Genomic DNA, 15,853 nt, shown 5'->3' with positions numbered 1-15,853 from the left:
ACCGGCACCCTTTCCGCCGTGGCTGCCGGTCGGGTTGGTACTGATCGACACAGCAAGGCGCCTGTGGTCGTGGTCGCCGGTGGTGGCACCGCAGGACACATCGAACCCGCACTCGCCCTGGCCGACGCCGTCATGCGGCTGCGCCCGGACGCGACGGTGATCGCGCTCGGCACCGAGCGTGGCCTGGAGAACAAGCTCGTCCCCGCCCGCGGGTACGCCCTCGAGCTGATCCCGCCGGTCCCGCTGCCCCGCAAGCCCACCCCGGAGCTGCTGCGGCTGCCGCTGAAGGTCCGCGACTCGGTGCGCAGGACCCGCGAGGTGCTGGAGCGCGTCGGCGCGGACGTCGTCGTCGGCTTCGGTGGTTACGTCGCCCTCCCCGCCTACCTGGCCGCGCGCGGGCGCACCCCGATCGTCGTGCACGAGGCCAACCAGTCGCCGGGCCTGGCGAACAAGGTCGGCGCCCGGTTCGCCGCGCGCGTCGCGGTCGCCGTCCCCGGCACGCCGCTGCCCAAGGCCGAGGTCGTCGGGATCCCGCTGCGGCGGTCGATCACGTCGCTCGACCGCGCCGCGCTTCGCGCGGAGGCCCGCGAGCACTTCGGGCTGGACCCGGACGCGCCGACGCTGCTGGTGTTCGGCGGCTCGCAGGGCGCGCAGTCGATCAACAGCGCGGTGTCCGGCGCGGCGAAGGAGCTGGCCGACGCCGGCATCGGCGTGCTGCACGCGCACGGCCCGAAGAACACCCTGGTCGTGCAGGAGTTCCCGGGGAAGCCGGCGTACGTGCCGGTGCCCTACCTGGAGCGGATGGACCTGGCCTACGCGGCGGCCGACGTCGCCGTGTGCCGCTCGGGCGCGATGACCGTCGCCGAGGTGACGGCGGTCGGGCTGCCCGCGGTGTTCGTCCCGTTGCCGCACGGCAACGGCGAGCAGGCGACCAACGCCCGCCCCGCCGTCACGGCCGGCGCGGCCCTGATGGTCGAGGACGCCGACCTCACCGCGGCGAAGATCGCCGAGCTGGTCGTCCCGCTGACCGTCGACGCCGACCGGGTCGCCAAGATGGGCGCCGCCGCGGTCGGGATGGGCCACCGCGAGGCCGACGAACTGCTCGCCAAGATCGTTCTGGAGGCCGCAGGTGCCTGAGTTGCCGGAAGAACTGCGCCGCGCGCACCTGATCGGGATCGGTGGTGCCGGCATGTCCGGGATCGCGCGGATCCTGCTGGCCCGTGGGGCTTTCGTGTCGGGCTCGGACGCCAAGGAGTCGCGCGCGCTGCTGTCGCTGCGGGCCCAGGGCGCCGAGCTGTTCATCGGCCAGCGCGCCGAGAACCTGTCCGAGCTGGCCGAGCCGCCGTCCGCGGTCGTCGTCTCGACGGCGATCAAGGAGACCAACCCCGAGCTGGCCGCGGCCCGCGCCGCCGGGATCCCGGTGCTGCACCGGGCGCAGGCGCTGGCCGGGCTGATGGAAGGCCACCGCGTCGCCTGCATCGCGGGCACGCACGGCAAGACGTCGACGACGTCGATGCTCACCGTGGCGTTGCAGCACTGCCGGCTCGACCCGTCGTTCGCCATCGGCGGCGACCTCAACGAGTCCGGCGCCAACGCCCATCACGGTGAGGGCGGCGTCTTCGTCGCCGAGGCCGACGAGAGCGACGGCTCGTTCCTGACCTACTCGCCGTCGGTCGCGGTCGTGACCAATGTCGAGCCGGACCACCTGGACCACCACGGCACCGCCGAGGCCTACACCAAGGTGTTCACCGAGTTCGTCGGCCGGATCGTGCCGGGCGGGCTGCTGATCGTCTGCGGTGACGACGCCGCGGCCGACGACCTGGGCGACCAGGCCGCGGAGCTGGGTGTGCGCGTCCGGCGCTACGGCCGCACGGTCACCGGCGAGGGCGACGCCCGCATCCTCGACTACACCCCGGCGCCGGACGGCGGCGTCGTCAAGCTCGCTCTCGACGGCGGCGAGCTGTCGGTGCGGGTCGCGGTGCCGGGGGAGCACATGGCGCTCAACGCGGTCGCCGCGCTGCTCGCCGGGCTCGAGCTGGGCGCGCCGGCCGACGGTCTGGCCGAAGGGCTCGCCGCGTTCGGTGGCGTGCGCCGCCGGTTCGAGTTCAAGGGCCGCTCCGGCGACGTCCGCGTCTACGACGACTACGCCCATCACCCGACCGAGGTGGCCGCGCAGCTGCGCGCGGTGCGGACCGCGGCCGGGACCGGCCGGGTCGTCGTCGTGTTCCAGCCGCACCTGTACTCGCGGACCAAGCTGTTCTCGGCGGAGTTCGCCGAGGCGTTGTCGCTGGCCGACGAGGTCGTCGTGCTGGACGTCTACGGCGCGCGCGAGGAGCCGGAGCCGGGCGTGAACGGCGCGCTGATCGCGGACGCGGTGACGGTGCCGGTGCACTACGAGCCGGCGTTCGACGTCGCGGCGGAGCTGGTCGCCGGGCTGGTGAAGGGCCACGACCTGGTCGTCACCATGGGCGCCGGCGACGTGACGCAGCTGGGTCCGGAGATCCTCGCCGAGCTGGACAAGCGCTGACGCCATGAGTGCGACCAGCCAGCGCCGGCGGCCGTCCGAAGAGGACGAGCGGGATCGCGCCGCCCTGGCCCGGGAGCGGCGGGGCCGGCGGTCCGAAGAGGAACGCCGCCGGACCCGCGCCACCACCCGCCCCAGCCCGCGGGCCCGGCCCAACCGGCGCGTCGAGATCCGCCGCCGGTGGGTCGCGCTGCTGAGCGTGCTGACCCTGGTCGCGCTCGTCTACCTGCTGTTCTTCAGTTCGATGCTCGGGGCGAAGGAAGTCTCGGTCACCGGCTCCCGCACGGTGACGGCCGACCAGATCCGCGCGGCGGCGGCGGTCCCGATCGACAAGCCCCTGCTGCGGCTGAGCACCGACGAGATCCGCGACCGGGTGGCGGGGATGCCGGGCATCGCCACGGTCGAGGTGTCGCGCTCGTGGCCGAGCACGGTCGAGATCACGGTGACCGAGCGCACGGCGATCGCGTTCTTCGACAGCGGCCCGGGAGGCGACGGGGTCCACCTGGTCGACGGCGGCGGAGTCGTCTTCAAGACGGTCCCGGCCCGGCCGCCGGGCCTGCCGGAGCTGCGCCTGCCCAAGGTGTCGGCGGACGATCCGGTGACCCGAGCGGTCACCGCGGTCCTCGGCGTGATCCCGGAGCAGCTGCTGAAGCAGGTGACCACGGCGACGGCGAAGACCCCGGCGAGCGTGGAGTTCACGTTGTCCAGCGGGAAGATCGTGCGCTGGGGGACCGCGGAGCAGACGGACCGCAAGGCGAAGGTCCTGGCGGCGCTGCTGACGCAAGAGGGCAAGGTCTACGACGTGGCCGCGCCCGAGCTGCCGACCATCACCTCCTGACCCGAACGCCACATCGGGGCGCTCGGCCATCTTCGAAAACCGGGTGTCCTGAGTTTCCGTATGCCGTACGATCTCGTACGGCATACGGAAACGAGGAGGGCATCATGACGATCCTGGTGACGGGCGCGACCGGCAGTGTCGGGCGGCTGGTCGTGGACGAGCTGCTGGCGGCCGGCGAGGACGTGCGCGCGCTGACCGTCGATCCCGAGCGGGCGAAGCTCCCCGAAGCGGCCGAGGTGGTCGTCGGATCGCTGGCCAGGCCGGACGAGCTGCCGCTCGGGGGCATCGACGCCGTCTACCTGGCGCCCATGGCGCGGACCGTGCGGCGGTTCTGCGAGCTGGCGGCCGACGCCGGCATCGAGCGGGTCGTCGCGCTGTCCGGCAGCAGCATCGGGGACGGGCACGAGGCCTCCAGCGGCAACGCCTACGCCGTCGTCGAGGCGGAGGTCGGGAAGGCCGGGTTCGCGTGGACCTTCCTGCGGCCCGGGTCGTTCATGGACAACACCCTCGACTGGGCCGGCATGGTGCGCGCGGGCGAGGTCGCCATGGCCTACGGCGACTCGACGCAGACCCCGATCGCCCTCGGCGACATCGCCGCGGTGGCCGCCCGGGTGCTCACCACGGACGGGCACGTCGGCGCCACCTATGTCCTCAGTGGACCGGAGGCGCTCAGCCTGCGTGGGCAGGTCGCGACCCTCGCGGCCGTGCTGGGCACGGAAATCCAGTTCCGCGAGCTGACTCCCGGCGAGCAGCGCGGGCGGTGGCTCGGCTACGGCGTCCCGGAGCGGGTCGCCGACTGGCTGCTGACCGGCTTCGAGTCCACCACGCGAAACCCGGAGGTGCCGACCGGCGTCGTCGAAGAACTTTCGGGGCGGCCGGGAACGACCTACGCCGAGTGGGTCGCCGCGCGCCGCGAGCACTTCGCCTGAGCGGACCCGCTCAGATCCAGCCGCGTTCTTTGGCCAGCAGCGCGGTCTGGAACCGGTTGCCCGCGCCGAGTTTGGCCATCACGTCGGCGACGTGCTTGCGGAACGTCCGCACCGACACGCCCATCTCGCGCGCGCCGAGCTCGTCCTTGTCCGCCTGGCAAAGGATGGCGAGGACCTGCTTCTCCGTGGTGCTCAAGCCGGCGCGCGCGGTCGGGTCGGCGGCGCCCACCGGCGTCGCCTGCCGCCAGACGCGTTCGAACAGGCTCACCATGTTCGCGACCAATTCCGGCTGGGAGACGACGACGGCGCCGCGTTTGCTGTCCTCGGCGTCGATCGGGGCGACGAAAACCGTGCGGTCGAACAGGATCAGCCGCTGCAGCCCGGTGCCCTCGGCCGTGCGGATCTCCGCGCCGTGCTCGCACAGGTCGAGCAGGTACGCCCTCGTCCGCTCGTCGTCGAGGATCCCGGGCCGCACGACCGTGCGCATCCGGACGCCGCGGCGCAGGCAGCGGAGGTCGAGCGGCCGGGCGGCCGAGATCGTCTCGGGGCTCCACGGTCCGCTCGGCTGCAGGCCCATGATTTCGGTGCGGGCGAAGAACGACAGCTCGTCGAGTTTCTCCCGGACGCGGTCGAGGCCCTGGATGTGCTGGACTTCCGGCCCGGTCCCGCGCGCGGCGGTGGCGGTGAAGTCCTCGCTCAGCGAGGCGATCCGGCTCCGGCACGCGTCGATCCGGCCGATCTGTTCCCCCAACCGGGCGATCTCGAGCGAGATCAGGTTCTCCAGGGCGATCGCCGGGTCCCGCGCGTCGAACGTCTGCGCGTCGTCCTGCCGCACCAGCCCGAGCCGGACGAGCTCGCGGACGATCCCGACGGCTTCCGTGCGGTCGAGGTGCAGCGCGTCGGCAAGGCCGCCGACGGTGACAGTCTTGTGCCGCAGGCAATGGCGGTACGCGCGCTCGGCGGTTTCGTCGAGCCCGAGGTCCGCGAGGGTCATGGAACGCTCCCCTGGGTAGCAGCCCAAGGGCGTACGGTAGCAGTTTCGGTTTACCCGGACAGCGGCCATGCGCGGACAAGAACGGGGGAAAATGCGCGGCTGTGGTGACGTTCCGTCAATGCCGGGTGCGGGTCATCCCGGCCAGGGCGAGCAGCGGCAGCACGCCGGCGAAGACGGTGACCGCCGTCCAGCCGCCGAGGTGGTAGGCGATCGAGCCGGCCTGTGAGCCGATCGCGCCGCCGACGAAGAACGTCGCCAGGTAGATGCTGTTGATCCGGGCGCGCGCCGACGGGTCGAGCTGGTAGATCGTGTGCTGGCCGACCACGAGGGTGGCCTGCACCGAGGCGTCGATCGCGATCGCGGCGATCGCCAGCAGGATGACGCTGTGCGCGCCGAACCCGGCGAGGGCGAAGGCCGCCGCGCAGACGACGAACGCGATCGTGGTGAGCCGGCGGCCGTGCCCGTGGTCGGCCCAGCGCCCGGCGAGCGGGGCGATCAGCGCGCCGCCCGCCCCGGCGAGGGCGAACAGCCCGACGCCCAGCTGGGAGTAGTTGAACGGCGGAGCCGTCAGCACGAACGCGATCGTCGTCCAGAAGGCGCTGAACGCGCCGTACATCGCCGACTGGTAGAGCGCGCGGTGGCGCAGCGCGGGGTGCTTCTTCGCCATCGCCAGGGTCGAGCGGATCAGGTGCCCGTAACCGATATCGGTCTTGGGGGCCCGCTTCGGCAGGCTGAACCGCAGCACGACGGCGAGCACGGCCATCGCCACGGCGGACACGAGGAACACCACCCGCCAGCTGGTGATCTCCGCGAGCAGGCTGGCCACCACGCGCGAAAGCAGGATGCCGAACACCAGCCCGCTCACCACGCGCCCGACGATCCGCCCGCGGATGGCGTCGGGGGCCAGGTCGGCGGCGAACGGGATGAGGATCTGCACGACCACCGACGTCGCCCCGACGAGCAGGGAAGCCAGCAGCAGCACGGCGAACCCGGGCGCGAAGCCGGTGACGACCAGGCCCGCGCAGGTGACGGCGAGCAGGCTCGAGACGAGCGTGCGGTTCTCCAGCCGGTCGCCGAGCGGGACGAGCAGGAGCATGCCCGCGGCGTACCCGATCTGCGTCGCGGTGACGATCCCGCCGGCGGCGGCCTCGCCGACGCCGAAGGTGTGCCGCAGCTCGGCGAGCAGCGGCTGGGCGTAGTACAGGTTGGCGACCGTCAGTCCACAGGAGACGGCCAGCAGCAGCACGAGCCAGCCGGGCGGCGCCTGTTGCCGCGGCTTCGTCTCGGTCATCTCCACCCCTCGGGAACCGGCTTGATCGGTTCCCGGACGGTACCAGTCAAACCGGTTCCCGAGGTATGGTGACGTGCATGACAGAGCGGTTCCGGTCGGGCGCGGGCAGGCTGTGCCTGGATTTCGTGCGCACGCTGCGGTATCGCGGCACATCCGAGGCCACGGAGGAACTCCCGGACGGCGCTTCCCTGCGCGCGTGGATCGAGGAGTTCGGCAAGTTCGGAGAGGCGCTCCCGTCGGACGCGTCGGCCCACGAGTCGCGGGTGTTGCGCGAGGCGATCCACGAACTGGTGTCGGACGGCGTGGGCTCGTGCCGCCCGGCGACGCGACAGCGTCTGAACCGCTTCGCGTCCGCACCGGTCCCGGCGCCCTCGCTGGCACCGTCGGGCGAACTCCGTTGGCGCGCCGACGATCCGGTGTCGGCCATGTTCTCACTGCTGGCCCGGGACGCGCTCGATCTGGTGACGTCGCCGGCGTTCTCCCGGGTCCGGAACTGTGCGGGTGCGCGGTGCGGCGCGTTGTTCCTGGACACGTCCCGGCCCGGGACGCGGCGGTGGTGCTCGATGGACGTCTGCGGGAACCAGGCGAAGAAGTCGACTTATCGAGCCAAGGCGCTACGTTGAGCGGTCGCCTGGCCCGGTTCTCCCGCTGATGCTCAAAGCCGTGAATGGCACATCGAGGGACTCGGAGTCCCTCGATGTGCCATGCACGGATCTGCGAAGCCGGGAAACCTCAGACCAGCGCCGCGTCCAGGGTGATCGTCGTGCCCGCGAGGGCCTTCGACACCGGGCACGTCTTCTCGGCCGTCTCCGCGTACTCCGCGAACTTCTCCGCGCTCACGCCGGGCAGCGCCGCGCGCAGGGTGATCGCGATGCCGCTGATCTCGAAGCCGCCGCCGGCGGCCGGGCCGAGGGTGACCTCCGCGCTCACGTCGATCGAGTCGGCCGTCAGCTTCTCGGCCTCCAGGACGCCCGACAGGTTCATCGCGAGGCACGACGAGTGCGCCGCGGCGATGAGCTCTTCGGGGCTCGTCTGGCCGTCCGGGTTGCCCGCGCGGGTCGGGAACGAGACGGAGAACGTGCCGGCGTTGGACGAGTCCAGCGTGACCTCGCCCTTCCCCTTCTGCAGTCCGCCGGTCCAGTGGGTGGTCGCGTCACGGCTGGGCATTTGTGCCTCCAGGTGGGTACGCGGCGGCCGACGCCGTCAGCCGCCGCAGGGTGTCGATCAGGGTTCGTCGCTCGGTGTCTTCGAGGCCCAGTGCGCAGCCGATGGCCGGGGGGATGCCGGTGGCGCGCTCGCGCATCGACCGGCCCTCCCCGGTCAGGCCGACCACCACGGTGCGTTCGTCGGCGGGCAAGCGTGTCCGCGTCACCAGTCCGTTGGCCTCGAGTCGTTTGAGCAGCGGGGAAAGCGTGCCGTAGTCCAGGTGCAACCGCTCGCCGATCTCCTTGACCGGCCGGTCGTCGGACTCCCACAGCACCAGCAGCACCAGGTACTGCGGGTACGTGAGGCCGAGTTCGGCGAGCAGGGGACGGTACGTGTCCGTCACCGCCCGGTGCGCCGCATACAGCGCGAAGCAGGCTTGCTCGTCCAACAGGAACTCATCCGGCACGTCCGCAAACCTAGCCCACGATTACATCGTGTGCAAGGTATTAGGCGCGGAAAAGTGTCGGACCCGTCTGGCAGAGTCCGGAGCATGACCGAACGACCGGACCGCCCGAAGATCCCGCTCACCGGCGGCGAGCGGGAGATCCTCACCAGCCTGCTCGACTACCACCGCGCCACCGTCGCCTGGAAGAGCGGCGGGCTGAGCCTCGACCAGGCCCGGCAGGTCCACCTGCCGAGCGAGCTGACGACCGTCGCCGGCCTGGTCGCGCACCTCACGCTCAACGAGTGGTTCTGGTTCGCCGTGGTCGTCGACGGCGAACCGGACACCTGGGAGGAGAAGCTGGAGCAGGACCCGGACGCGGAGTTCCGGGTCCCGCCCGAGGCGACGGTGGAGCAGCTGCTCGCCGCCTACGAGGCCCAGTGCGTGCGCAGCCGCGAGATCGTCGCGAAGCACGACCTCGCCGACGAGGTGACGCACAAGGCCGAGACGTTCAACGTCCGCTGGGTCGTCGCGCACATGATCGAGGAGACGGCCCGGCACGTCGGCCACCTCGACGTGCTGCGCGAGCTGACCGACGGGCTCACCGGGGAGTGACGCGCTTGGGCGGCAGGGGGAAGAACCCGCTGGTGCGTTCCACGTAGTGCGCGTACGCCGGGCGCGTGCGGGCCATGCCCTTCTCCAGCAACGGCTTCCCGGTGCCCTTCGCCAGGGTGTAGGTCATCGCGATGGGGGAGAGGACGGTCAGCGCGCCCGGCCAGGTCGAGCACGCCAGCAGGTAGAGGCCCCACCAGACGCACGCGTCGCCGAAGTAGTTCGGGTGCCGGGTGTAGCGCCAGAGCCCGGTGTCGAGCACCTTGCCCTTGTTCGCCGGGTCGGCCTTGAAGCGGCGCAGCTGGTCGTCGCCTGCCGTCTCGAAGCCGAACCCGACCAGCCACACGGCGACACCGAGCCAGCCCAGCACGCCGATCCCGGTGCCGTACTGCGCGAACTGCACCGGCAGTGACACGAAGTACAGCACCGCGGCCTGCACCAGGTAGACGCGCACGAACATCTTCGCCGGACCGGACCGCTCGGCCATCCGCACGTACCGCGGGTCCTCCGGCAGCTTGTGGTTGCGCAGGTGCAGGTGCGCCGACAGCCGCACACCCCAGACGACGGTCAGCGCCGTCACCACCAGCCGCAGCGACGGCGGCCCGTCGCCGAACGGGAACGCGGCCAGCGCGACGATCGCGAAGCCGAGTCCCCAGAACGTGTCGATCGTGTCGTAGCGCTTGCGCGCCCGCGCGATCCCGAAGGTCAGCACCACCGCCACGATCGTGACGCCGGCGGTGACCAGCAGCGTGCCTCCCAGGGGCATCAGTTCCACTCCCGGGTCGCCGGCATGCCGCTGACGCCGTTCACGTCCGGTCGCACACTCAGGATCTGGTCCACACCCATCCGGTTCTCCTCGAACGCCAGCGCCCCGCCCACCAGGTACAGGCGCCAGACCCGCGCGCCGGTCTCCCCGATGAGCGCGACGACGTCGGCCCAGTTCCGCTCCAGGGTCTCGGCCCAGGCCCGGACTGTCCACACGTAGTGCTCGCGCATCGCGTGGACGTCGCGGACTTCGAGCCCGGCGGATTCGAGGTGTTCGACGGTCCGGCCGACCGGGCGCATGGTCATGTCGGGCGCGATGTAGCGCTCGATGAACGCGCCGCCGCCGGGGGCGACGGTGCCGCGGGACATCTGCTGGATCAGCACGCGCCCGCCGGGCTTGACCATCTTGTGCAGCGTCGCGGTGTAGGTGGGGTAGTTGATCTCCCCGACGTGCTCGCCCATCTCGATCGACGCGACCGCGTCGAACGGCGCGTCCGGCAGCTCCCGGTAGTCCTGGCGCCGGACCTCGACGCGGTCTTCGAGGTCGTGCTGGGCGAGCCGGCCGCGGATGTGCTGCAGCTGCTCGGCCGAGAGCGTGATGCCGACGGCGTGCACGCCGTGGTGCTTGGCCGCGTGGACCAGCAGCGAGCCCCAGCCGCAGCCGACGTCGAGCAGCCGCATGCCCGGGCGCAGGCCCAGCTTGCGGCAGATCATCTCCAGCTTGTCGGACTGCGCCTCGGCCAGGCCGTACCCCGGCTCGTCGGAGGTGAAGTACGCGCTGGAGTAGGCCATCGAGTCGTCCAGCAGCAGCTGGTAGAAGGCGTTGCCCAGGTCGTAGTGGTGGGCGATGGCGGACTTGTCGCGCAGCAGGCTGTGCAGCTTCCCGGTCAGCCGGGCCTCCTCGACGGGCGGCTTCGGCGGGAGGCCGACGACGCCGAGCGAGCCGGCGAGCTTGGCGGCTTCCGCCCAGTCGCGGGGACCCAGCTTCACCCGCTTGAGCTCACCCGCGCGGGTGAGGGACCAGATCCGGCGGAAGCCGTCGGCGAGATCGCCTTCGACGTCGAGATCACCCGTGACGTAGGCGCGGGCGAGACCCAGCTCACCCGGCGCGAAGAGCAGGCGGCGGAGGGCACGGCGGTTGCGCAGCACCACGGTGGGCGCGTCCACTGGTCCGGCGCGGGTTCCGTCCCACGTCCGGAGGCCGATGGGGAGCTGCCCGCCGAGGAGCTTTTCGGCGAACGAGGCGAGGCGGTGCGCGGTGCTGTTCGGCATGACCGGGATTCGCTCCCTGCTGCGTGGTGGATTGGTGCCGCGCTCATCCAATCCACGTCCGCGCCGGCGGCGAACTACCGGTGTGGAGATCACGGGAGAACGCATCGCCGTCATCGGCAGCGGGGTGGCCGGACTGACTGCTGCCTACCTGCTGCAACGCAAACACGAGGTCCTGCTGTTCGAGGCCGACGACCGGCTGGGCGGGCACGCGCACACCCACGACGTGCCCAGCGCCCACGGTGGCACCATCGGCGTGGACTCCGGCTTCATCGTGCACAACGAGCGCACCTACCCGACGCTGCTGAAGCTGTTCGGCGAGCTCGGCGTGCGCACCCGCGACACCGAGATGTCGATGAGCATCCGCTGCGACGGCTGCGGCCTGCAGTACGCCGGCGCGAAGGGGCTGCCGGGGCTGTTCGCCCAGCGCGGCAACCTCGCCCGCCCCCGCTACCTCCGCATGCTCGCCGAGGTGAAGCGGTTCCACCGGCACGCGAAGCGGCTGCTGGACGCCCAGGACGCGGGTGACGTCACCCTCGGCGCGTTCCTCGCCATCGGCGGCTACTCCCGCTACTTCGTCGACCACTTCATGCTGCCGGTGGTCTCGACGGTCTGGTCCGCCGACCGCAGCGACACCCTGCGGTACCCGGCGCGCTACCTGTTCGAGTTCCTCCGCAACCACGGCATGCTGAGCGTCAAGAACTCGCCGGCCTGGCGGACCGTCGTCGGCGGCTCGCGCGAATACGTCGAACGCGCGGCCAAGCAGCTCACCGCCGTGCACCTGTCGACGCCCGTCCGGTCGGTGCTGCGGACCGCGGGCGGCGGTGTGGAAATCCGCGACGACGCCGACACCCCGCACCGCGTCGACCGGGTCGTCATCGCGACGCACGCCGACCAGGCGCTTTCCTTGCTGGCCAACCCGTCCGGCGCCGAACGCGACGTCCTCGGCGCGTTCCGCTACTCGGAGAACGAGGCCTGGCTGCACACCGACACCAGCGTGCTGCCGTCGCTGGCCGACGCCCGCGCGGGCTGGAACTACCGCGCTCCCGAATGCGGCGCGCCGACCGGCGCGGTCCAGGTCAGCTACGACATGAACCGCCTGATGCGGCTGGACGAGCCGACCGGGTACGTCGTCACGCTCAACCCCGGCGAAGGCACGGGCACGGACGGGCTGGTGGCCAAGATGCGCTACGAGCACCCGGTGTACACGCCGGAAGCCGTTGCCGCGCAACGCCGGCTGCCCGAGCTGAACGACGGCGTCTTCGCCTACGCCGGTGCCTACCACGGCTGGGGCTTCCACGAAGACGGCTGCTCCTCCGGGGCGCGGGCCGCCGAAAGCCTGGGAGTCACCTGGTGACGACCGCGCTCTACGACGCCACCGTCGCGCACGTGCGGCGGATCGACCCGCCGCACGCGTTCGCCCACCGGGTGTACCTGTGGCTGGTCGACCTCGACGCGCCGCCGCGGCTGCCGTGGTGGGCGCGCCCGTTCGCCGGCTTCGACCGCCGCGACCACTTCGTCGCCGGCGACGAGCGGGGGATCCGGGAGAAGCTCGACGGGTGGCTCGCGGAGCGCGGGGTGGACCTGCGCGGCGGCAAGGTCGTGATGCTGGCCGCGGCGCGCGTGCTCGGGTACGTGTTCAACCCGATCAGCGTCTACTGGTGCCACGGCCCGGAGGGGCGGCTCGAGTGCGTCGTCGCCGAGGTGCACAACACCTACGGCGGCCGCCACGCCTACCTGCTGCACCCGGACGAGGCCGGGCTCGCCCGCGCGGAGAAGGAGTTCTACGTCTCGCCGTTCCAGGAGATGGACGGCGAGTACCGGATGCGCCTGCCCCACCCGGAAGCGTTGCTCGACCTCACGGTGGCGTTGCGCCGCGGGGGCACCACGCCCCTGGTCGCTACGCTTCGGGGAGTTCGCCGCCCGGCGAACCCGCGGTGGCTGGCCCGGCTCGTCCTGGCCCGGCCCCTGCTGCCGCAGCGGGTGTCCGCGCTGATCCGCCGTCACGGCATCGCCCTGTGGCTGCGGAAGGCGCCGGTCGTCCCGCGCACCCCGCAGAACGCCGGAGGACACCTGCATGGATGAGGCGGCCCGCCAGCGCCACATGGCTCCCGTGCCCCCGGAGGATCCCGCGGACCCGGAGCCCGGCGCCGAGGAGCTGATGGTGCGCGTCGCCAAGGGCGACGAGCGGGCGTTCGAGCTGCTCTACGACCAGTTCTCCGGGCCGATCTTCGGGCTCGTCCGCCGGATCGTGCGCGACTCCGCGCAGTCCGAAGAGGTCGCGCAGGAGGTGCTCGTCGAGCTCTGGCGCACCGCGACGCGCTACTCGCCCGAGAAGGGCTCCGCGCTGAACTGGGCGATGACGCTGGCCCACCGCCGCGCCGTCGACCGCGTCCGCTCGGCGCGCGCCAGCACCGAGCGCGAGCAGAAGGCGACCTTCGAAGCCGCCCGCGGCCGCCCGTTCGACGAGGTCGCCGAGTCCGTGACCGCGCGCCTGGAACGCTCCCAGGTCCGCCGGTGCCTGTCCTCCCTGACCGACCTGCAGCGCGAGTCCGTGCTGCTGGCCTACTACCAGGGCTACACCTATCGCGAGGTGGCCGAAGTGCTCTCGACGCCGCAAGGAACCATCAAGACGCGGTTGCGGGACGGCCTGATCCGCCTGCGGGACTGCTTGGGGGTGACCGCGTGAGCACACCGGAGATGCACACGCTGGCGGGTGCGTTCGCGCTCGACGCCGTGTCGGACATCGAGCGGGCGGAGTTCTCGCGCCACCTCGAGCAGTGCGACTCGTGCGCGAAAGAGGTCGCCGAGCTGCGCGCGACCGCGGCCCGGCTCGGCGTGGCGATGGCCGAAGAGCCGCCGCCGGAGTTCAAGGACCGCGTCATGGTGGCCATGCACGCGACCCGCCAGCTGCCGCCGCGCACCCGGCCCGGCTCGCCCGAACGGCACCGCCGGTCGGGACGCGCCCCGCGCTGGGCGGTGCTCGTGACGGCCGCGGCGGCCGTCGTCGGGCTCGCCGCGGGCGGGGTGTTCGGCGGGATCGCGCTGACCCAGCAGCAGGAGCTGCAGACCGCGCAGACGCAGCTCGACCAGGCCCGGGCGCGGTACGCGCCGGTGGCCGACCTGCTGGCGGCGCCGGACGCGAAGACCGGCCACGGCGAGGCGCCGACCGGCGGCGGGGTGACGGTCGTGCTGTCCCGTTCCCAGAACCGCCTGATGGTGATGGACGCCGGCCTGCCGGCGCAGCCGGGCGGGAAGGTCTACCAGGCCTGGCTGCTCACCGGCACCGAAGCGCCGCGTTCGGCCGGCGTGATCGCGACCGACAGCGGGCTGGTCGTGGCGGACGGCGTGGGCAGCGCCGACAAGGTCGCGGTGAGCCTCGAGCAGGCCGGTGGATCGCCCAGCGGGGCGCCCACGGACGTCCTCATGAGCATGCCCGCGCCTGCCTGATTTCCGGCTATAGCAGACCGGGTGCGGGGGCCGTTTCCGGCTCCTCGCTCTTGCGCGCACGAACGTGTTGTGGCAAAACACCTTTGCGACACACGGCGTGCCTACTGGATTAGAGCGTGCCTGGTGCCTACCGTCCTGCCTAACGTCGGCGGTTGACATAACTCTCAATCTGGGGTTTAGGTTGAGAGTTGATCACCGGCCGGCGGGCTGTACGGGCACAACGATCAGGAAGGCGGACTTCGATGACGCCCCCGCACAACTACCTTGCGGTGATCAAGGTGGTCGGCATCGGCGGTGGCGGCGTGAACGCCGTGAACCGCATGATCGAGGTCGGCCTCAAGGGTGTCGAGTTCATCGCGGTGAACACCGACGCCCAAGCACTGCTCATGTCCGACGCCGACGTCAAGCTGGACATCGGCCGCGAGCTGACCCGTGGCCTCGGCGCGGGCGCCGCCCCCGAGGTCGGCCAGAAGGCCGCCGAAGACCACCGTGAAGAGATCGAAGAGGTCATCAAGGGCGCCGACATGGTGTTCGTGACGGCCGGCGAAGGCGGCGGCACCGGCACCGGTGGCGCCCCGGTCGTGGCGCAGATCGCCCGCAAGCTGGGCGCGCTGACCATCGGCGTCGTGACGCGCCCGTTCACCTTCGAGGGCAAGCGCCGCGGCAAGCAGGCCGAAGACGGCATCCAGTCGCTGCGCAACGAGTGCGACACCCTCATCGTGATCCCGAACGACCGGCTGCTGCAGCTCGGCGACATCGGCGTCTCGCTGATGGACGCGTTCCGCTCCGCGGACGAGGTGCTGCTCTCCGGTGTCCAGGGCATCACCGACCTGATCACCACCCCGGGCCTGATCAACCTCGACTTCGCCGACGTCAAGAGCGTCATGTCCGGCGCGGGCTCCGCCCTGATGGGTATAGGGAGCGCACGCGGTGAAGGCAGAGCCATCCAGGCGGCGGAGAAGGCGATCAACTCGCCGCTCCTCGAAGCCTCCATGGATGGTGCGCACGGCGCACTGCTTTCGATCGCGGGTGGTTCGGATCTGGGCCTGTTCGAAATCAACGAGGCGGCGTCGCTGGTGCAGGAGTCCGCGCACCCGGACGCCAACATCATCTTCGGCACGATCATCGACGACTCGCTCGGCGACGAGGTGCGCGTCACGGTGATCGCGGCCGGCTTCGACGCCGGCGCGCCGACCCACAAGAAGCTCGACCCGTCGACCTTCGGCTCCGGCTCGCGCCAGGGCTCGGGCACGGCGTCGGCTTCGGCCGGGCAGGTCTCGAACCAGCAGGGGCCGCCGTCGGGGGCCACCCCGGTGCCGTCCGCTTCGGGTTCGGGCTACCCGGTCGCGCCGCCGCGGTCGCACACGCCGCTGCCGTCGGCGTCCGGCCAGAACACCGGCGGGCTCCCGCAGCCCGGCGGCGGTTCGCGCGGCTACTCGCCGATGGGCTCCAACGCGACCCAGGGCAGCCTGCCCGGGCGCGCCATGCCGGTGCACGACGACCCGTCGGACGACGAGGTCGACGTGCCGCCGTTCATGCGGCGCTGACCAAAAGCACTGTGGTCCGTGAAGGCCACCTTGAGGGACTCGGAGT

At 71.8% G+C, this 15,853-nt stretch carries 17 protein-coding genes; 11 read left to right on the top strand and 6 right to left on the bottom strand.

Features of this window, described 5'->3' with window-relative positions; genetic code table 11:
- Nucleotides 1-18: 18 nt before the first annotated feature.
- The 4 genes from murG to OHS18_RS16320 all read left to right on the top strand — a co-directional run bounded on the left by murG (nt 19) and on the right by OHS18_RS16320 (nt 4,291).
- On the top strand, nt 19-1,137 hold the full coding sequence (murG, locus tag OHS18_RS16335; protein WP_328617625.1) for an undecaprenyldiphospho-muramoylpentapeptide beta-N-acetylglucosaminyltransferase: 1,119 nt from the start codon (nt 19-21) through the stop codon (nt 1,135-1,137).
- Nucleotides 1,130-2,527, top strand: coding sequence for a UDP-N-acetylmuramate--L-alanine ligase (gene murC, locus OHS18_RS16330; protein WP_328451694.1), 1,398 nt, complete (start codon nt 1,130-1,132; stop codon nt 2,525-2,527). Before murG ends, murC begins: the two co-directional genes overlap by 8 nt.
- Nucleotides 2,528-2,531: 4 nt before the next feature.
- Nucleotides 2,532-3,362, top strand: coding sequence for a cell division protein FtsQ/DivIB (locus OHS18_RS16325; protein WP_328451696.1), 831 nt, complete (start codon nt 2,532-2,534; stop codon nt 3,360-3,362).
- Between the two features lie 104 nt (nt 3,363-3,466).
- Nucleotides 3,467-4,291, top strand: coding sequence for an NAD(P)H-binding protein (locus OHS18_RS16320; RefSeq protein WP_328617624.1), 825 nt, complete (start codon nt 3,467-3,469; stop codon nt 4,289-4,291).
- A gap of 10 nt (nt 4,292-4,301) precedes the next feature.
- Here the strand turns inward: OHS18_RS16320 and OHS18_RS16315 are convergent, their stop codons facing one another.
- Together OHS18_RS16315 and OHS18_RS16310 are read right to left on the bottom strand one after the other, a co-directional pair.
- Nucleotides 4,302-5,285 carry a LuxR C-terminal-related transcriptional regulator gene (locus OHS18_RS16315; protein ID WP_328617623.1) on the bottom strand — a complete coding sequence of 328 codons (984 nt, stop codon included), beginning with the start codon at nt 5,283-5,285 and terminating at the stop codon, nt 4,302-4,304.
- A 115-nt stretch (nt 5,286-5,400) separates the two neighbouring features.
- Complete coding sequence (locus tag OHS18_RS16310) at nt 5,401-6,576, bottom strand: MFS transporter (protein ID WP_328451701.1); 1,176 nt, start codon at nt 6,574-6,576, stop codon at nt 5,401-5,403.
- 77 nt (nt 6,577-6,653) lie between these two features.
- Between OHS18_RS16310 and OHS18_RS16305 the strand changes: the two genes are divergently transcribed.
- Complete coding sequence (locus OHS18_RS16305) at nt 6,654-7,199, top strand: CGNR zinc finger domain-containing protein (protein WP_328451702.1); 546 nt, start codon at nt 6,654-6,656, stop codon at nt 7,197-7,199.
- A gap of 109 nt (nt 7,200-7,308) precedes the next feature.
- Here OHS18_RS16305 and OHS18_RS16300 read toward each other — a convergent pair whose 3' ends face one another.
- Both OHS18_RS16300 and OHS18_RS16295 read right to left on the bottom strand, forming a co-directional pair.
- Entirely contained in the window at nt 7,309-7,743 is a 435-nt protein-coding gene (locus tag OHS18_RS16300) for an OsmC family peroxiredoxin (protein ID WP_247054564.1), read from the bottom strand.
- On the bottom strand, nt 7,730-8,188 hold the full coding sequence (locus OHS18_RS16295) for a MarR family winged helix-turn-helix transcriptional regulator (RefSeq protein WP_328617622.1): 459 nt from the start codon (nt 8,186-8,188) through the stop codon (nt 7,730-7,732). The genes OHS18_RS16300 and OHS18_RS16295 overlap by 14 nt, the downstream gene beginning before the upstream one ends.
- 84 nt (nt 8,189-8,272) lie before the next feature.
- Between OHS18_RS16295 and OHS18_RS16290 the strand changes: the two genes are divergently transcribed.
- On the top strand, nt 8,273-8,779 hold the full coding sequence (locus tag OHS18_RS16290; RefSeq protein ID WP_328451707.1) for a DinB family protein: 507 nt from the start codon (nt 8,273-8,275) through the stop codon (nt 8,777-8,779).
- Here OHS18_RS16290 and OHS18_RS16285 read toward each other — a convergent pair.
- Nucleotides 8,766-9,542: a DUF1295 domain-containing protein gene (locus OHS18_RS16285; protein ID WP_328617621.1), complete on the bottom strand. Its 777-nt coding sequence runs from the start codon at nt 9,540-9,542 to the stop codon at nt 8,766-8,768. The two genes, OHS18_RS16290 and OHS18_RS16285, sit on opposite strands and share 14 nt — an antisense overlap.
- Nucleotides 9,542-10,813: a cyclopropane-fatty-acyl-phospholipid synthase family protein gene (locus tag OHS18_RS16280; RefSeq protein ID WP_328451712.1), complete on the bottom strand. Its 1,272-nt coding sequence runs from the start codon at nt 10,811-10,813 to the stop codon at nt 9,542-9,544. The genes OHS18_RS16285 and OHS18_RS16280 overlap by 1 nt, the downstream gene beginning before the upstream one ends.
- 82 nt (nt 10,814-10,895) lie before the next feature.
- Here OHS18_RS16280 and OHS18_RS16275 point away from each other — a divergent pair, with 82 nt between their 5' ends.
- From OHS18_RS16275 to ftsZ, 5 genes are all read left to right on the top strand, one after another.
- On the top strand, nt 10,896-12,167 hold the full coding sequence (locus OHS18_RS16275) for an NAD(P)/FAD-dependent oxidoreductase (RefSeq protein ID WP_328617620.1): 1,272 nt from the start codon (nt 10,896-10,898) through the stop codon (nt 12,165-12,167).
- Nucleotides 12,161-12,895, top strand: coding sequence for a DUF1365 domain-containing protein (locus OHS18_RS16270; RefSeq protein ID WP_328618532.1), 735 nt, complete (start codon nt 12,161-12,163; stop codon nt 12,893-12,895). Before OHS18_RS16275 ends, OHS18_RS16270 begins: the two co-directional genes overlap by 7 nt.
- Nucleotides 12,888-13,499, top strand: coding sequence for an ECF RNA polymerase sigma factor SigK (gene sigK, locus OHS18_RS16265; protein ID WP_328451716.1), 612 nt, complete (start codon nt 12,888-12,890; stop codon nt 13,497-13,499). The genes OHS18_RS16270 and sigK overlap by 8 nt, the downstream gene beginning before the upstream one ends.
- Entirely contained in the window at nt 13,496-14,260 is a 765-nt protein-coding gene (locus OHS18_RS16260; RefSeq protein WP_442875382.1) for an anti-sigma factor, read from the top strand. Before sigK ends, OHS18_RS16260 begins: the two co-directional genes overlap by 4 nt.
- A gap of 242 nt (nt 14,261-14,502) precedes the next feature.
- Nucleotides 14,503-15,807: a cell division protein FtsZ gene (ftsZ, locus tag OHS18_RS16255; RefSeq protein ID WP_328451717.1), complete on the top strand. Its 1,305-nt coding sequence runs from the start codon at nt 14,503-14,505 to the stop codon at nt 15,805-15,807.
- Nucleotides 15,808-15,853: the final 46 nt, after the last annotated feature.

The organism is Amycolatopsis sp. NBC_00355, from assembly GCF_036104975.1.
In the GTDB taxonomy this organism is placed as follows: Bacteria; Actinomycetota; Actinomycetes; order Mycobacteriales; family Pseudonocardiaceae; genus Amycolatopsis.
Note: the sequence above shows the minus strand (reverse complement) of the source record. Positions and strands in the feature narration are given on the sequence as shown.

Bases quoted from the DNA above. Each gene is read 5' to 3' on its own strand.
- OHS18_RS16325 (WP_328451696.1), top strand. From the start codon at position 2,532: ATGAGTGCGACCAGCCAGCGCCGGCGGCCGTCCGAAGAGGACGAGCGG.
- OHS18_RS16320 (WP_328617624.1), top strand. From the start codon at position 3,467: ATGACGATCCTGGTGACGGGCGCGACCGGCAGTGTCGGGCGGCTGGTC.
- OHS18_RS16315 (WP_328617623.1), bottom strand. From the start codon at position 5,285: ATGACCCTCGCGGACCTCGGGCTCGACGAAACCGCCGAGCGCGCGTAC.
- OHS18_RS16310 (WP_328451701.1), bottom strand. From the start codon at position 6,576: ATGACCGAGACGAAGCCGCGGCAACAGGCGCCGCCCGGCTGGCTCGTG.
- OHS18_RS16305 (WP_328451702.1), top strand. From the start codon at position 6,654: ATGACAGAGCGGTTCCGGTCGGGCGCGGGCAGGCTGTGCCTGGATTTC.
- OHS18_RS16300 (WP_247054564.1), bottom strand. From the start codon at position 7,743: ATGCCCAGCCGTGACGCGACCACCCACTGGACCGGCGGACTGCAGAAG.
- OHS18_RS16290 (WP_328451707.1), top strand. From the start codon at position 8,273: ATGACCGAACGACCGGACCGCCCGAAGATCCCGCTCACCGGCGGCGAG.
- OHS18_RS16285 (WP_328617621.1), bottom strand. From the start codon at position 9,542: ATGCCCCTGGGAGGCACGCTGCTGGTCACCGCCGGCGTCACGATCGTG.
- OHS18_RS16280 (WP_328451712.1), bottom strand. From the start codon at position 10,813: ATGCCGAACAGCACCGCGCACCGCCTCGCCTCGTTCGCCGAAAAGCTC.
- sigK (WP_328451716.1), top strand. From the start codon at position 12,888: ATGGATGAGGCGGCCCGCCAGCGCCACATGGCTCCCGTGCCCCCGGAG.
- ftsZ (WP_328451717.1), top strand. From the start codon at position 14,503: ATGACGCCCCCGCACAACTACCTTGCGGTGATCAAGGTGGTCGGCATC.